Source organism: Sphingopyxis sp. GW247-27LB, assembly GCF_002277025.1.
GTDB lineage: Bacteria > Pseudomonadota > Alphaproteobacteria > Sphingomonadales > Sphingomonadaceae > Sphingopyxis.
In genome coordinates, this window is sequence record NZ_NIWD01000002.1 from 280,266 (window position 1) to 293,652 (window position 13,387).

14 protein-coding genes are annotated in these 13,387 nt (G+C 65.0%); 7 read left to right on the top strand and 7 right to left on the bottom strand.

From position 1 onward, the window contains the following. Positions 1-24: 24 nt before the first annotated feature. Positions 25-303: an ETC complex I subunit gene (locus CD928_RS01380; RefSeq protein ID WP_095383880.1), complete on the top strand. Its 279-nt coding sequence runs from the start codon at positions 25-27 to the stop codon at positions 301-303. Between the two features lie 74 nt (positions 304-377). On the opposite strand, the gene CD928_RS01385 is transcribed toward CD928_RS01380, so the two are convergent. After that, positions 378-1,241, bottom strand: a complete 864-nt coding sequence (locus tag CD928_RS01385) for a metal-dependent hydrolase (RefSeq protein ID WP_095383883.1) — start codon at positions 1,239-1,241, stop codon at positions 378-380. 365 nt (positions 1,242-1,606) lie between these two features. Here CD928_RS01385 and CD928_RS01390 point away from each other — a divergent pair, with 365 nt between their 5' ends. After that, a complete protein-coding gene (locus tag CD928_RS01390) occupies positions 1,607-4,726 on the top strand; it encodes a TonB-dependent receptor (RefSeq protein WP_255247005.1) in 3,120 nt (1,039 codons plus the stop codon). A 132-nt stretch (positions 4,727-4,858) separates the two neighbouring features. On the opposite strand, the gene CD928_RS01395 is transcribed toward CD928_RS01390, so the two are convergent. Next, positions 4,859-5,476: a TetR/AcrR family transcriptional regulator gene (locus CD928_RS01395; RefSeq protein ID WP_217983704.1), complete on the bottom strand. Its 618-nt coding sequence runs from the start codon at positions 5,474-5,476 to the stop codon at positions 4,859-4,861. Positions 5,477-5,927: 451 nt separating this feature from the next. On the opposite strand from CD928_RS01395, the gene CD928_RS01400 reads away from it, so the two are divergent. After that, positions 5,928-6,632, top strand: coding sequence for a hypothetical protein (locus tag CD928_RS01400; RefSeq protein ID WP_255247006.1), 705 nt, complete (start codon positions 5,928-5,930; stop codon positions 6,630-6,632). Between the two features lie 41 nt (positions 6,633-6,673). On the opposite strand, the gene CD928_RS01405 is transcribed toward CD928_RS01400, so the two are convergent. The 5 genes from CD928_RS01405 to CD928_RS01425 all read right to left on the bottom strand — a co-directional run bounded on the left by CD928_RS01405 (position 6,674) and on the right by CD928_RS01425 (position 8,706). After that, a complete protein-coding gene (locus CD928_RS01405; RefSeq protein ID WP_095383886.1) occupies positions 6,674-6,889 on the bottom strand; it encodes a DUF4170 domain-containing protein in 216 nt (71 codons plus the stop codon). A 76-nt stretch (positions 6,890-6,965) separates the two neighbouring features. Continuing rightward, positions 6,966-7,322: a hypothetical protein gene (locus CD928_RS01410; RefSeq protein ID WP_095383889.1), complete on the bottom strand. Its 357-nt coding sequence runs from the start codon at positions 7,320-7,322 to the stop codon at positions 6,966-6,968. Then, positions 7,306-7,701 carry a hypothetical protein gene (locus tag CD928_RS01415; protein WP_095383892.1) on the bottom strand — a complete coding sequence of 132 codons (396 nt, stop codon included), beginning with the start codon at positions 7,699-7,701 and terminating at the stop codon, positions 7,306-7,308. The genes CD928_RS01410 and CD928_RS01415 overlap by 17 nt, the downstream gene beginning before the upstream one ends. Then, positions 7,701-8,147 carry a phage holin family protein gene (locus CD928_RS01420; RefSeq protein WP_095383895.1) on the bottom strand — a complete coding sequence of 149 codons (447 nt, stop codon included), beginning with the start codon at positions 8,145-8,147 and terminating at the stop codon, positions 7,701-7,703. Before CD928_RS01420 ends, CD928_RS01415 begins: the two co-directional genes overlap by 1 nt. Positions 8,148-8,151: 4 nt before the next feature. Beyond that, positions 8,152-8,706: a hypothetical protein gene (locus CD928_RS01425; RefSeq protein ID WP_255247007.1), complete on the bottom strand. Its 555-nt coding sequence runs from the start codon at positions 8,704-8,706 to the stop codon at positions 8,152-8,154. Between the two features lie 200 nt (positions 8,707-8,906). Here CD928_RS01425 and eno point away from each other — a divergent pair, with 200 nt between their 5' ends. From eno to CD928_RS01445, 4 genes are all read left to right on the top strand, one after another. Continuing rightward, a complete protein-coding gene (gene eno, locus CD928_RS01430; protein ID WP_095383897.1) occupies positions 8,907-10,181 on the top strand; it encodes a phosphopyruvate hydratase in 1,275 nt (424 codons plus the stop codon). A gap of 69 nt (positions 10,182-10,250) precedes the next feature. Further along, positions 10,251-10,577, top strand: a complete 327-nt coding sequence (locus CD928_RS01435) for a septum formation initiator family protein (RefSeq protein ID WP_095383900.1) — start codon at positions 10,251-10,253, stop codon at positions 10,575-10,577. 266 nt (positions 10,578-10,843) lie between these two features. Further along, positions 10,844-11,914 carry a pyruvate dehydrogenase (acetyl-transferring) E1 component subunit alpha gene (gene pdhA, locus CD928_RS01440; RefSeq protein ID WP_095383903.1) on the top strand — a complete coding sequence of 357 codons (1,071 nt, stop codon included), beginning with the start codon at positions 10,844-10,846 and terminating at the stop codon, positions 11,912-11,914. 1 nt (position 11,915) lies between these two features. Next, the gene (locus tag CD928_RS01445) at positions 11,916-13,319 is read left to right on the top strand and encodes a pyruvate dehydrogenase complex E1 component subunit beta (protein WP_095383905.1); all 1,404 of its coding nucleotides are present in this window, start codon (positions 11,916-11,918) and stop codon (positions 13,317-13,319) included. The last annotated feature ends 68 nt before the right edge of the window (positions 13,320-13,387 follow it).

Consider the following 13,387-nt stretch of genomic DNA (forward strand, 5'->3'; position numbering starts at 1 on the left):
CAGACATTATTTCGAGGACGAGCGATGAAAGCGCGGATTTTCCAGAAGCCCAAGAATGCGATGCAGTCCGGCCGCGCCGGAACGCAGCGCTGGATGCTGGAATTCGCCCCCGCCGAAGCGCGCAAGGCCGACCCGCTGATGGGCTGGGCGGGCAGCGGCGACACGCGGCGCCAGCTCCGCCTCGGCTTCGCGAGCCGCGACGAGGCATTGGCCTATGCGGCGCGCAACGGCATCGAGGCCGAGGTCGTGTCGACCCCCGCGCGCACGCTGAAGATTCAGGCCTACGCCGACAATTTCCGGTAGGCGGCCGGGTCAGGCTGGCGCCGGCAAAGCCCTGATTCCTTCGATCGCCGTGCGCCCCCGGGCGCCTCGCCATGTCAGCCCGCGGCGAGCCCCAGCCTGGCTTCGGTTTGCGCCAGCAGGGCGCGGTCGTCATGGTCCCATGGGTGGAACCCCGGCCGGTAATATTGGAGATAGGGGCGGAAGCAGCGGCGCAGCACGCCGGGCTCCGCCAGTAGATATTTCGCGGTCCGCCACCAGGTGCGCGGCGTGTTGAGGCCGTCCTCGCGGTACAGCGACGCCATGTTGGCGCCGATCGTCCAGAAAAAGAGCAAGGTGCTCGCCGCCATCGTCAGCGTCCGCAGCAGATAGCGCCGCAGCGGCGACCAGTCGCGCGTCGCGACGCGCATCGTGTCGAAGGCGACCGCCTTGTGCTCCAGCTCTTCCATCGCGTGCCAGCTCCACATGCGTCGCGCTTCCTCGGGCGCGCCGGTCAGGTCGGTGCTGCCCGCGGCGAGCAGCGCATGGGCGAGGATCGCGGTGAAATGCTCGAGCGCGCAGGTCGCGGCGAGCTGGCGGATCTTCGCATTGCGCTGACCGAAGGCGATGACCTTGCGGGTCCGTGCCTCGAGCCGGGCGATGTCGTAGCCGGCATCGGTCGCCAGCGCGTTGAACGTGCGGTGCTCGCGGCTGTGGACCGCCTCCTGCCCGACGAAATCCTTGATCTGCGAGCGCAGCGGTTCGTGGGTCAGGTGGCGAAAGTGGCGGACGCTGTCCATGAAGAATTTCTCGCCGTCGGGGAAGGTCGCCGACAGGGCGTTGAAGAAGGCCGTCGCGACCGGATCGCCACCGTGCCACCAGCGCTGGCTGCGCGTCGCATCGTCGAAGCGGAACTGGAGGTTGCGGACGCGGATCGACAGGTCGCTGGGGCTTCTGGCCTCGCTGGGCGTTTCGGGGGGCATGGGCTCGACTCCGTTTTGACAATGATGTCAATATAAATGCTTATAGACATTGGTGTCAACACAAACTTGCGAGGCGCCCCTTCCGCCTTCCCGCTGGCCGGGCGTGACAAGTCGAATAGCCGCCAGATAGGAAAGATGAGCCCGGTTTTATGTGGCTTTCATGCTGAAATACAGGAATATTCCTTTCCGTGGCGCGGGTCCGGGCAGCGATTGGCGGTTGATAGGGACCAGGGCCGTCCGGCTCGATCGCCCGGATGGGGAGGGGGTATAAATTTGATATTGACATTAATATCAGCAATCGCCCATCTGAAGGCGCAACGAATAATGTGCGGCGGATCAACCGCCGTTCTCAGGGGAGATGGGTTATGCGATCGCACAGGGTGACGCGCGTCTGCGGCGCGGTGAGCTTGATGGCCGTTTCGATCGGGCTGACGATGTCCGCGCAGGCGCAGGACGCGGCGGCGCAGGAGGAAGCGCCTCCCGCGCGCTCGGCGAACGAGATCGTCGTCACCGCGCAGAAGCGCGTCGAGAAAGTCCAGGACGTGCCGATCGCTATTTCGGCGTTCAGCGGCGAGGATCTGAACGCGCAGAAGGTCGAAGGCGGGTTCGACCTGATGAAGGCGGTGCCGAACCTGACCTTCAGCAAGAATAATTTCTCGGGCTATAATATCTCGATCCGCGGCATCGGCACCAAGTCGATCTCGACGACGTCGGATGCCGGCGCCGCCGTCAGCTTCAACAACACGACGCTGCTCCGCAACCGACTGTTCGAACAGGAATATTTCGACGTCGAGCGGCTCGAGGTGCTGCGCGGGCCGCAGGGCACGCTCTATGGCCGCAACGCCACGGCGGGCGTCATCAACCTGATCTCGGCCAAGCCCAAGCTCAATAAGTTCGAAGGCAGCATCAAGGGCGAGGTCGGCAATTACAACAGCCGCCGGCTCGTCGGGATGCTGAATATCCCGATCGTGACCGACAAGCTCGGCCTGCGCCTCGCCGGGTCGATGACCCAGCGCGACGGCTATGATTATAACAGCGTCACCAAGCATCGGATCAACGGGCGCGACCTGTGGTCGGGGCGCGTGACGCTGGGCTTCGAGCCCGTGCCGAGCGTGCGGGGCAGCCTGATCTGGGAGCGTTTCCACGAAAAGGACGACCGCTCGCGCACCGGCAAGCAGATATGTCACCGCGACGACGGACCGGACATTGTCGGATCGACCCCGGTGGTGGAGGACGATGCCGGCGATCCGGAAGGCAGGGGGTTCAACAATATCAGAAGGGCGCTGTTCAGCACCGGGTGCAAGGCGGGCAGTTTATACGATGACGACGCCTATGGCACCCCCAACGGCCTTTCGTTCCCGCCGATCGCGGCGCTGATCGAGCTCAACACCCTTTTCGGCTTTGGATATGATGCCAGCGGTAATCCGGTGACATTGATAAATCCGGTCGATCCCTATGGCGGGGTAACGCAGTCGCGCAATCTGCGTGAGATCGCCTCGTTCAACGATCCGATCTATCGCGCCGGCGCCGATATTCTTCAGTTCAATCTCGATGTCGATCTGACCGATACGCTGACGCTGTCGTCGCAGACCGCCTACAACTGGGATCATGTCTATAGCTTCCAGGATTTCAACCGTTTCAACACGGTGCCGGTGTTCAACGACACCAGCGTGATCGATATCAATACGACGATGCCCCAGCCTTACGGTCGCTTTGACTATCGTGATCTCGCGCCGGGAGGAATATTCTGCGACCCGCAGATCGGATGTTCGAACACGATCGGGACCTTCGACGTCGCATCATCCGATTCGAAACAATTTTCGCAGGAACTGCGTCTGCAATCGGACTTTGACGGCCCGTTCAATTTCAGCCTCGGCGCCAATTTCACGAAGTTCAAGGCGCAGGAAGATTATTATATCATGAGCAACGTTCTAACGGCGCTCTCCTTGATCTTCCCGTTCAATAACGGCAGCGACATAACGAATTGCGGGTTCTCTGGCCCCGCACTTGAACCGGCTAATTCGCCGATCCCGATCAAGAACAGCTTCTGCCCCTATATCGACCCCAATCCGGTCGCGACCATGGACGGGCTCGGTCATAATTATTTCCGCAGTTCGAACCCCTATTCGCTCAAATCATACGGGCTCTTCGGCGAAGCCTACTGGAATATCACGCCCGACCTGAAACTGACCGCCGGGCTGCGCTATACGCTCGACAAGAAGCGCTTCACCCCGATCCCGAGCCAGCTTCTGCTGGCGCCGACGCTTATTGGCGGCGGCCTCACCGGCACCGGTTTCATCCCCGATCCCGACATCAATTTGAAATGGGGCACCTTCACCGGCCGCTTCGGTGTCGATTGGAAGCCGGTGCTTGATTTCACCGACGAAACGATGATCTACGCCTTCTATTCGCGCGGATATAAGGGCGGCGGCATGAACCCCCCGAGCCCCGGATATCCGACCGGCGAGCAGCTTGTGGAAGCGGGCGTGTTCCGACCGGGAGATGGCCTATATGACGCCATTCTCGCCACCAACCCGGATCTCTTGAACATATTGACTCTGAGAAGCGTCGAATATGACCGGACCTTCAAGCCCGAATATGTGAACGCGTTCGAGGTCGGAACGAAAAACAGCCTGCTCGGCGGCGCGCTCATCCTCAACGCCAGCGCCTTTTTCTACGATTATAAGGACTATCAGGTTTCGCAGATTCGCGACCGCACCGCGGTGAACGAGAATTTCGATTCGACGATCTATGGCGCCGAGTTGCAGGCAGCTTTTTCGCCGACGCCCAATTTCCGCCTGATCGCCAATGTCGGGTATCTGAAGACGAAGATCGGCAAGGGCGAAACGTCGATCGACATCATGAACCGCAATTTGGGCAATCCCGACTACACGGTTTTCCGGCCGTGGGTGCAATTGCCTTCGAACTGCGTCGTTCCAACGGCGGTCGCCGAATCCTGGCTCCAGAATACGACGGAGTTGGTCAACTATTGGTCGGTCTGCGGCGGTATCGGGGGGTTGCTGGGCTTGATCGGCGCTCCGCCGACCGATCCTGCTACCGGCGCGCCCTATGATCCCGCCAACTATCCCGAGCTTAATGGCGGGGCGGGCCTCAAGACCGACATTTCGGGCAACGAGATGCCCAACTCGCCGCGCTGGACGGTCAATCTGGGCGCCGAATATACGATCCCGTTCAGCGAGGACTGGAGCGCCACGATCCGCGGCGACGGTTACTGGCAGGCCAAAAGCTGGGCGCGCGTTTATAATCTCAACCTCTATGACCGGCTGAGGAGCTGGACGAACTTCAACCTGACGCTCGCGGTCGACGGGCCCGAGGGCCTGCACATGGAGGCCTATGTGAAGAATGTCTTCAATTCGACGCCGATCACCGACTCCTTCCTCAACAGCGACGATGCCGCGCTGACCACGAACATCTTCGTGCTCGATCCGCGGATCATCGGGTTCAACATCAGCAAGACCTTCTGATTGCGCGGCTGGTCTCCGGAGCGAGGCCTCTTCGTTCCTCTCCCTGCGGCGGGTTTCGACCCGCCGCTTTTGTTCGCCGAAAAGCGTGAAAAGCTGCCGCTACGCAGGCTGAGCCGCCCGCAGCAGGCAGCCCTAAAGCGGCCCGATGACGAACATCGGCAGCAGCTTCGCGGCGAGGCTGCGCATCGCGTCGTCGTCCTGCCCCAGCATGTCGCGCAGCTGGGGCCCGATCACCGCGTCGCCGAAGGCGCAGACCGCGATCATCAGCACCGCCGAACGGACGCGCGGGTCGGCGTCCTCGTCGAGGAACTTGTCGCGAAAGGCGACGACGAGGCTGTTCACCGCCTCGCGCACCGGCTCGAGGTGCGAGAAGTCGCGCGACAGGGCGATCCAGGCCGCGAGCTGCCCCGCGCCGCCCTCGCCGAAGGCGTCGAACACCTGGTCGACGATCACGCGCGGCGCGGCGCCGTCGGTCTTGATCCGCTCGACCGCGCCGTCGAGCGCGTCGGTCAGGTCGCGGATCATCGACCCCATCAGCGCCGACTGCAGATCGGCCGCCGAGCCGAAATGATAGAGGACATTGGCGTGCGACATGCCGATCGCGTCGCCGACATTGGCGAGCGTCACCCCGGTGGGGCCGCGTTCGAGCAGCAGCTTGCGCGCCGCGACCAGCCCTTCCTCGCGCGCGACCTCGCCCTGTCTTTTGCGCCGCCGGACGCGCGGCGGCTTCGCGTTCGCCGATTGAGTCAATGCCGCTCCCTTGTCGCCCCACGTTGCGTGCGCCGCAGGGGGCGCAACGGTCCAATGGGTCTTCCCTGAACCCCCGGGGCGGTTTCGTCAATATGACAGCAATGTTGAAAAGGGGATCAGGCCGTCCGGCGCCGACCAGACCATTCGTGTCCGGCGGAGCTTTTATGCATAGGAGCCCCGCATCGGAAGGATGCCGTGCGGCGGGGCGGGCAGGGGCCATGTCTCCACAGCGATGCCGGCCCTTCGCATAAGCTCCGCGAGTTGGAGGCTGTTCGTGCGAATTTGACATGAACAAACATATGAATTGGAAAAGTGGAGATTGGCGGGACCGGGGCTGATGGAAAACAGGCGGTTTTCAACTGGCCCATGATGTGGCGGTCATCTATAATTGACATATATGTCAAAATATGAAATCGAGGCCGGCATCGCAAACGAGGATGGAGCTCCCCCCATGTACAACATGTACAAACCGACCGCCTTGATGGGCGCCGTTTCGATCGTCCTGGCCGCGCCGGCGGCCTCGTCGGCCGCTCCTGCCTCGAGCCCACGCGCCACGCTCGTCACCGCGGCATTCCAGACGACGAGCAAGACGCAGGCGCTCGCATTGGTCAACAAGGCGATCGGCGCGATCGACGCGACATTGGCAAAGGCGCCCGCGAACCGCGATGCGCAGCTCCAGCAGGGGATCGCGCTCGGCTATCGTGGCAAGCTGACGCGATCGATGGGCGATGCGCGCCGCGGCCGCGACCTGCTGACGGCCTTCGCGAAGCGTCATCCCAGCGACCCCGAAGCGCAGATCGCGCTCGGCGGATGGCATCTCACGGTGATCGGCGAGGTGGGGGGATTTGTCGGCGGCACCGCGCTCGGTGCCAGCAAGAGCAAGGGGCTGACCGCGCTCGACAGGGCGGTTCGCCTGGGCGGCAACCGCGCTTTCTTCCCTGCCTATGCCGGGCTGGCGCGGATCGCGCTGGATTCGGGGGACACCGCCGCGGCGAAGCCCTTGCTCCAGAAGGCGGCCGGCGCTGCGGCGCCGTCCGAGGTCGACCGGATCACCCAGGCCGCGGCGAAGCGCGTCCTCGCGCTGGTCAACGCGGGTGATGCGAAGGGCGCCTCGCGCCTCGCCAGGCAATTGCTGCCCTTCGGCCGCGTGTCCTGAACGATGCCGCCGCGTCGGCGGCGGCCGGATAGGGGTTCCGCTTATTCGCCGTCGGGCTGCAGCAGCTTGTGCAGGTGGACGACGACATATTTCATCTCGGCGTCGTCGACGGTGCGCTGCGCGGCGGCGCGCCAGGCCTTTTCGGCCGACTTGTAATCGGGAAACAGGCCGACGACGTCGAGCGCGCCGAGGTCGACGAAATCGAGGCCCTGCGGATCGCTGACGCGTCCGCCGAATACGAGGTGCAATTTGCTCATGATGCTGTCCTTGGCGCGGGGCGCGGGGGAGGAATGGGGCGCCCCCTAACAGCGCCGCGCCCTTACGGCAAGCGCGTCAGTCGTCCTTGCGGCCCGACTTCGGGAGCAGCGAGCCGAGCAGCGCGCCGATCGCGACCGCGCCCGCGACGAGCGCCATCGGTTGCTTTTCGGCGACGTCCTTGAGCTTGCTGTTGGCGCGCTTCGCCTGCGCCTTGCCCTTTTCATAAGCCTGTCCCGCGGCCTCGCGCGCGGCGTCGGCCTGTTCGCGGCCCTTCGCGGCGAGCTCGCTCGTCGCCTCGCGGGCGCGGTCGTAGCCGTCCTGCAGCCGCGCGCGCGCCGCCTCGGCGGTCGCCTTTGCGCTTTCGGCGGTTTTCTCCGCCAGTTCGCTCGCTTTCGCACGCGTTTCGCGCGCGGTTTCACCGAGGGGCTTCATCATCTTCCTCCATAGGGGTTTCGGCGTCGTCGGCCGCTTCGTCTTCGGCGTGCGCCGGGTGCAGATGCGCGATCGCGCCGTCGGCGAGGTCGCGCAACTTGCGGCCTAGGCGCGGGACATGCTCCTTGATCGGCTCGCGGAACAGCCATGCGAGCCCCGCCGCCGCGGCGAGCGCGATCGGCAGGCGGTTGTCGCGGAACTGCTCGCGAACGACATGCGCGGCGTCGTCGACCTTTTCGCCGACGCGATATTTGCCGCGGTCGAGCAGCGATTTGGGTTTCAGCGCGTCGCCGGCGACGTGCAGCTTGCGCCGCAATTCGGCGCGCTGGATCATCGACCGGCGCACGGCGTTGATCAGGCGGGCGCGAGACGGGCGCATCAATCATCTCCCCGGGCGAGAAGGTCGTCGCGGAACGCTGCCTTGACGTCGCCATAGTTGAGCCGCGCGCGCCAGCCGGCGACCGCCGCGACCAGCAGCAGCACCGCGAACACGATCAGCGTCGCGAGCAGCGGGCCGATATGCTGCGCCAGCACCAGGATCGCGCCGAACGCCAGCGCGAGCATGGCGACGAGCAGCGCGCAGGCGGCGATGAAGCCCCACGCCGAGGTCCAGCCGACGCCATGATATGCGAGCGCGCCGCGCGCCTTGAGCAGCGTCAGCTCGGCCTCCGCCGTCGCCCGCAGATCGTCGACGACGTCGCCGACGATCTTTTCGAGCGGCACCGGGGGCGGCGTGACCGGCCGACCGTCGGGCGCATAGCCGTGGCTCACGCCATCGAAGCTGCGCTGGGGCGGGTTCGGGGTATCGGGTTCGGAGGACGACAAGGGATCAGCCGTTATTCGATCCGCCCTTCAGCATGCGGGCGAGCACGAAGCCGAGAACCGCGGCGGCACCGACGGCGACCGCGGGATTCTTCTTCACCATGTCCTTGGTCGACGCGGCGAGCTCGTCGAGATCCTTCTTGTCGAGCGTCGAGGCGAGGCCGGCGACGGTCGAGGCGGCCGAGCGGGCATAGTCGCCGTACTGCTTGCCGAACTTGCTGTCGACGGTGCCGGCGCTGTCCTCGAGCATCTTGGCGAGGCTGCCGACGGCTTCGGCCGCCTTGTCCTTGCCCTTGGTCGCGGCGTCGCGCGCCTTGGCCGAGGCCTGGTTCTTGAACGCCGTCGCTTCGTCCTTCAACGATGCGGCCTTCTTCGACGCTTCGGACTTGATGGTGTCGCGCGTCGCGGCGAGCTGGTCGCGGATCGGGTGATCCTTCGCGGCCTTCACGGTCGCCGGCTTGCGCGCGGGCGCCGCCTTGGTCGCGCCGGCCTTCGCGGGCGCCTTGGGACGGGGAGCAGCGGCTTTCTTCGTCGCGGGAGTAGCGGCCTTTGCCATCATCATGTCCTCTTCTCGTTCCGGGCGTCACGCCTGCCGGTCGTGCGCGTCCCTTTTTGGTCCTGTCAGAATATATAGCAAGGCGCGCGCAATGGTTCCATAGCGCCGCAAAATTCCTATGCGTCTTGCGCTCGTGCAAAGCCGCCGATAACAGGCGGGCGCCTTTCCCACCCGGCTCCTTTGCGGCCGCCAGCAGGACGACATCCATGACCGCCATCATCGACATCCACGGCCGCGAAATCCTCGACAGCCGCGGCAACCCCACCGTCGAGGTCGATGTGTTGCTCGAGGACGGCAGCTTCGGCCGCGCCGCGGTGCCCTCGGGCGCGTCGACCGGCGCGCACGAGGCGGTCGAACTGCGCGACGGCGACGCGGCGCGCTACCTCGGCAAGGGCGTGACCAAGGCGGTCGCGGCGGTGAACGGCGAGATCGCCGAGACGCTGATCGGCCTCGATGCCGAGGATCAGCGCGAACTCGACATGGCGATGATCGACCTCGACGGCACGCCGAACAAGGGCCGCCTCGGCGCCAACGCGATCCTCGGCGTCAGCCTCGCCGCCGCAAAAGCAGCGGCGGATGCGCGCGGGCTGCCGCTCTATCGCTATGTCGGCGGCGTCTCGGCGCGCACGCTTCCCGTGCCGATGATGAACATCATCAATGGCGGCGAGCATGCCGACAATCCGATCGACGTTCAGGAATTCATGATCATGCCGGTCGGCGCGGGCAGCATCGCCGACGCGGTGCGCTGGGGCAGCGAAATCTTCCACACGCTGAAGAAGGGCCTCGCGCAAAAGGGCCTCGCCACCGCGGTCGGCGACGAGGGCGGCTTCGCCCCGAACCTCGCCTCGACGCGCGACGCGCTCGACTTCATCGCCGCCTCGGTCGAGCAGGCGGGCTTCAAGCTCGGCAGCGACGTCGTCCTCGCGCTCGACTGCGCCGCGACCGAGTTTTTCAAAAACGGCAAATATGAGATCAGCGGCGAGAAGCTGTCGCTGAGCCCCGAACAGATGGCCGACTATCTCGCCGCGCTGGTCAAGGATTATCCGATTCTGTCGATCGAGGACGGGATGAGCGAGGATGATTTCGCGGGCTGGAAGGCGCTGACCGACCTCGTCGGCGACAAGTGCCAGCTCGTCGGCGACGACCTGTTCGTCACCAATCCGCTGCGCCTCGAAGAGGGCATCAAGACCGGCCTCGCCAACTCGCTGCTCGTCAAGGTCAACCAGATCGGCACGCTGTCGGAGACCCTCGACGCGGTCGATATGGCGCATCGCGCGCGCTACACTGCGGTGATGTCTCACCGCTCGGGCGAGACCGAGGATTCGACGATCGCCGACCTCGCGGTCGCGACCAACTGCGGCCAGATCAAGACCGGCAGCCTCGCGCGATCGGACCGGCTCGCGAAATACAACCAGCTCATCCGCATCGAGGAAGAGCTGGGCGACATGGCCCGCTATCCGGGGATGGCGATTTTCGGCTGATCGCAAAAGCGTGGATAGGCGTCACGCGGCGCCTTGACGCCGCGAATCAACTCTGATTCAAGCGGTCCGATGACGCAGCGCCACAAAGTCCGCAAATCGGTGAACCGGGCCATCGGTCCGACCGTCGCGGTGATCGCGGTGGCGGCGATGATCGGCTATATCATCTTCGGTCCGACCGGCCTCTACGCCTGGGGCGATTACAGCCAGTCGGTCGAGAAGAAGCGCGTCGTGCTGACCGAGTTGGCCAAGAAGCAGAGCGAGCTCCAGAACCGCGTCAACCTGCTCGACCGTCGCCGTGTCGATCCCGACCTCGCCGACGAATATGTGCGCGAGAAGCTGGGCGTGATGCACCCCGACGAAATCGCGATCCCGATGGACGGGAACGAGAAGCCTTGAATGATATCCAAACCCCTCCTCTTCAGAGGAGGGGCAGCGAGACTTGCGAGCTTGCTCGCTAGTCGCAGCGGGGTGGTGCTCCTGCACCGGCGTCCACCACCCCAACCCCTCCTCTGAAGAGGAGCGGCTTTCCTTACACACCCCCGATTGCAAAAATTGCATACGTAACGCGTGCGCGCTCCGCCGCCCATGCGGGCGTTGCCAAACAGGGCGGGGCGCTCCTATAGGGAGCCTTGCCGTAACGGCTAAACGCAAAGGAAATCGCCTTGGCCAAAGCACCCGCGCGCAAACCTGCCGCGCCAAAAAAATCCGCTTCCACCCCAGCTCCCACGACCAACCGCGAGAAGCCCCGCGACCCCGCGCCCTATGAGGCGTCGCCGGAGGAACTCGAGACCTTCTATCGCGAGATGCTGCTGATCCGCCGCTTCGAGGAAAAGGCGGGCCAGCTCTACGGCCTCGGCCTGATCGGCGGCTTCTGCCACCTCTATATCGGCCAGGAAGCGGTCGCCGTGGGCCTGCAGTCGGCGCTCGACGGCGACAAGGACAGCGTGATCACCGGCTACCGCGACCATGGCCACATGCTCGCCTATGGCATCGACCCCAAGGTCATCATGGCCGAGCTGACGGGGCGCCAGGCCGGCATCTCGAAGGGCAAGGGCGGCTCGATGCACATGTTCAGCGTCGAGCATAAATTCTACGGCGGTCACGGCATCGTCGGCGCGCAGGTGTCGCTCGGCACGGGGCTCGCCTTCGCGCACAAATACCGCGGCGACGGCGGCGTCGCGATGGCCTATTTCGGCGACGGCGCCGCGAACCAGGGCCAGGTGTACGAGAGCTTCAACATGGCCGAGCTCTGGAAGCTGCCGATCATCTTCGTGATCGAGAACAACCAGTACGCGATGGGCACCTCGGTCAATCGCTCGTCGGCCGAGGACCAACTCTATCGCCGCGGCGAGAGCTTCCGCATCCCCGGCATGCAGGTCGACGGCATGGACGTGCTCGCGGTGCGCGGCGCGGCCGAGGCGGCGCTCGAATGGGTGCGCGCGGGCAAGGGACCGATCCTGCTCGAACTCAAGACCTACCGCTATCGCGGCCACTCGATGTCCGACCCCGCCAAATATCGCAGCCGCGAGGAAGTGCAGGCGGTGCGCGACAAGTCGGACGCGATCGAACATCTCAAGAAGCTGATGCAGGATGCCGGGATCGGCGAGGACAAGTTCAAGGAGATCGACAAGGAAATCCGCGGCGTGGTGAGCGAGGCGGCCGACTTCGCCGAAAGCGCGCCCGAACCCGACCTTCCCGAACTCTATACCGACGTGCTGGTGGAGCAATATTGAGATGGCGATCGAACTGAAGATGCCGGCACTGTCGCCGACGATGGAAGAAGGCACGCTCGCCAAGTGGCTCGTCAAGGAAGGCGACACGGTCAAATCGGGCGATATCCTCGCCGAGATCGAGACCGACAAGGCGACGATGGAGTTCGAGGCGATCGACGAAGGCACGATCGCGTCGATTCTGGTTCCCGAAGGCACCGATAATGTGAAGGTCGGCACCGTGATCGCGACGATCGCGGGCGAGGGGGAGGAGGCGGCTCCGGCGCCCGCTCCCGCTCCCGCCAAGAACGTCGCCCCAGCGGAAGCCGGGGCCGCTCCCGAAGCCGCTCCGACGCCAGCAGCCCCCGCCTCCGCGAGCGCGCCGGTCAAGGCGCCAGCCCCCGCCGAACGCGCATCCGACCCCGCGATCCCCGCCGGCACCGCGATGCAGCGGCTCACCGTGCGCGAGGCGCTGCGCGATGCGATGGCCGAGGAGATGCGGAAGGACGACCGCATCTTCGTGATGGGCGAGGAGGTCGCCGAATATCAGGGCGCCTACAAGGTCACCCAGGGTCTGCTCGACGAATTCGGCGACAAGCGCGTCGTCGACACGCCGATCACCGAATATGGCTTTGCAGGGCTCGGCACCGGCGCGGCGATGGGCGGGCTTCGCCCGATCATCGAGTTCATGACCTTCAACTTCGCGATGCAGGCGATCGACCACATCATCAACTCGGCGGCGAAGACCAACTATATGTCGGGCGGCCAGATGCGCTGCCCGATCGTGTTCCGCGGCCCCAATGGCGCGGCGAGCCGCGTCGCGGCGCAGCACAGCCAGAATTACGCGCCCTGGTATGCGAGCGTCCCCGGCCTGATCGTGATCTCGCCCTATGACGCCGCCGATGCGAAGGGGCTCCTGAAGGCCGCGATCCGCAGCGAGGATCCGGTCGTGTTCCTCGAGAACGAGCTGCTCTACGGCCGCAGCTTCGACGTGCCCGAGGTCGAGGATTTCGTGCTGCCGATCGGCAAGGCGCGGATCATGCGCGAAGGGACCGACGTTACCATCGTCAGCTATTCGATCGGTGTCGGGCTCGCGCTCGAAGCGGCCGACGCGCTGGCGGGCGAGGGGATCGAGGCCGAGGTCATCGACCTTCGCACCCTGCGCCCGCTCGACACCGCGACGGTGCTCGCGAGCCTCAAGAAGACCAACCGCCTCGTGATCGTCGAGGAAGGCTGGCCGACCTGCTCGATCGCCAGCGAACTCGCGATGGTCGCGATGGAGCAGGGCTTCGACGACCTCGACGCGCCGGTCACCCGCGTGTGCAACGAGGACGTGCCCCTGCCCTACGCCGCCAATCTCGAAAAGGCGGCGCTGGTCGACACCCCGCGCGTGATCGCGGCGGTGAAGGCGGTCACCAACCGCGGCTAACGTCCTCGTCATTGCGAGGAGCGAAGCGACGAAGCAATCCCCAGCCATCGGTCTACAGGTCGCCGGCT

Coding starts and splice junctions, on each gene's coding strand:
- CD928_RS01380 (WP_095383880.1), top strand. CDS start 25: ATGAAAGCGCGGATTTTCCAGAAGCCCAAGAATGCGATGCAGTCCGGC.
- CD928_RS01385 (WP_095383883.1), bottom strand. CDS start 1,241: ATGCCCCCCGAAACGCCCAGCGAGGCCAGAAGCCCCAGCGACCTGTCG.
- CD928_RS01390 (WP_255247005.1), top strand. CDS start 1,607: ATGCGATCGCACAGGGTGACGCGCGTCTGCGGCGCGGTGAGCTTGATG.
- CD928_RS01400 (WP_255247006.1), top strand. CDS start 5,928: ATGTACAACATGTACAAACCGACCGCCTTGATGGGCGCCGTTTCGATC.
- CD928_RS01405 (WP_095383886.1), bottom strand. CDS start 6,889: ATGAGCAAATTGCACCTCGTATTCGGCGGACGCGTCAGCGATCCGCAG.
- CD928_RS01410 (WP_095383889.1), bottom strand. CDS start 7,322: ATGAAGCCCCTCGGTGAAACCGCGCGCGAAACGCGTGCGAAAGCGAGC.
- CD928_RS01415 (WP_095383892.1), bottom strand. CDS start 7,701: ATGCGCCCGTCTCGCGCCCGCCTGATCAACGCCGTGCGCCGGTCGATG.
- CD928_RS01425 (WP_255247007.1), bottom strand. CDS start 8,706: ATGATGATGGCAAAGGCCGCTACTCCCGCGACGAAGAAAGCCGCTGCT.
- eno (WP_095383897.1), top strand. CDS start 8,907: ATGACCGCCATCATCGACATCCACGGCCGCGAAATCCTCGACAGCCGC.
- CD928_RS01435 (WP_095383900.1), top strand. CDS start 10,251: ATGACGCAGCGCCACAAAGTCCGCAAATCGGTGAACCGGGCCATCGGT.
- CD928_RS01445 (WP_095383905.1), top strand. CDS start 11,916: ATGGCGATCGAACTGAAGATGCCGGCACTGTCGCCGACGATGGAAGAA.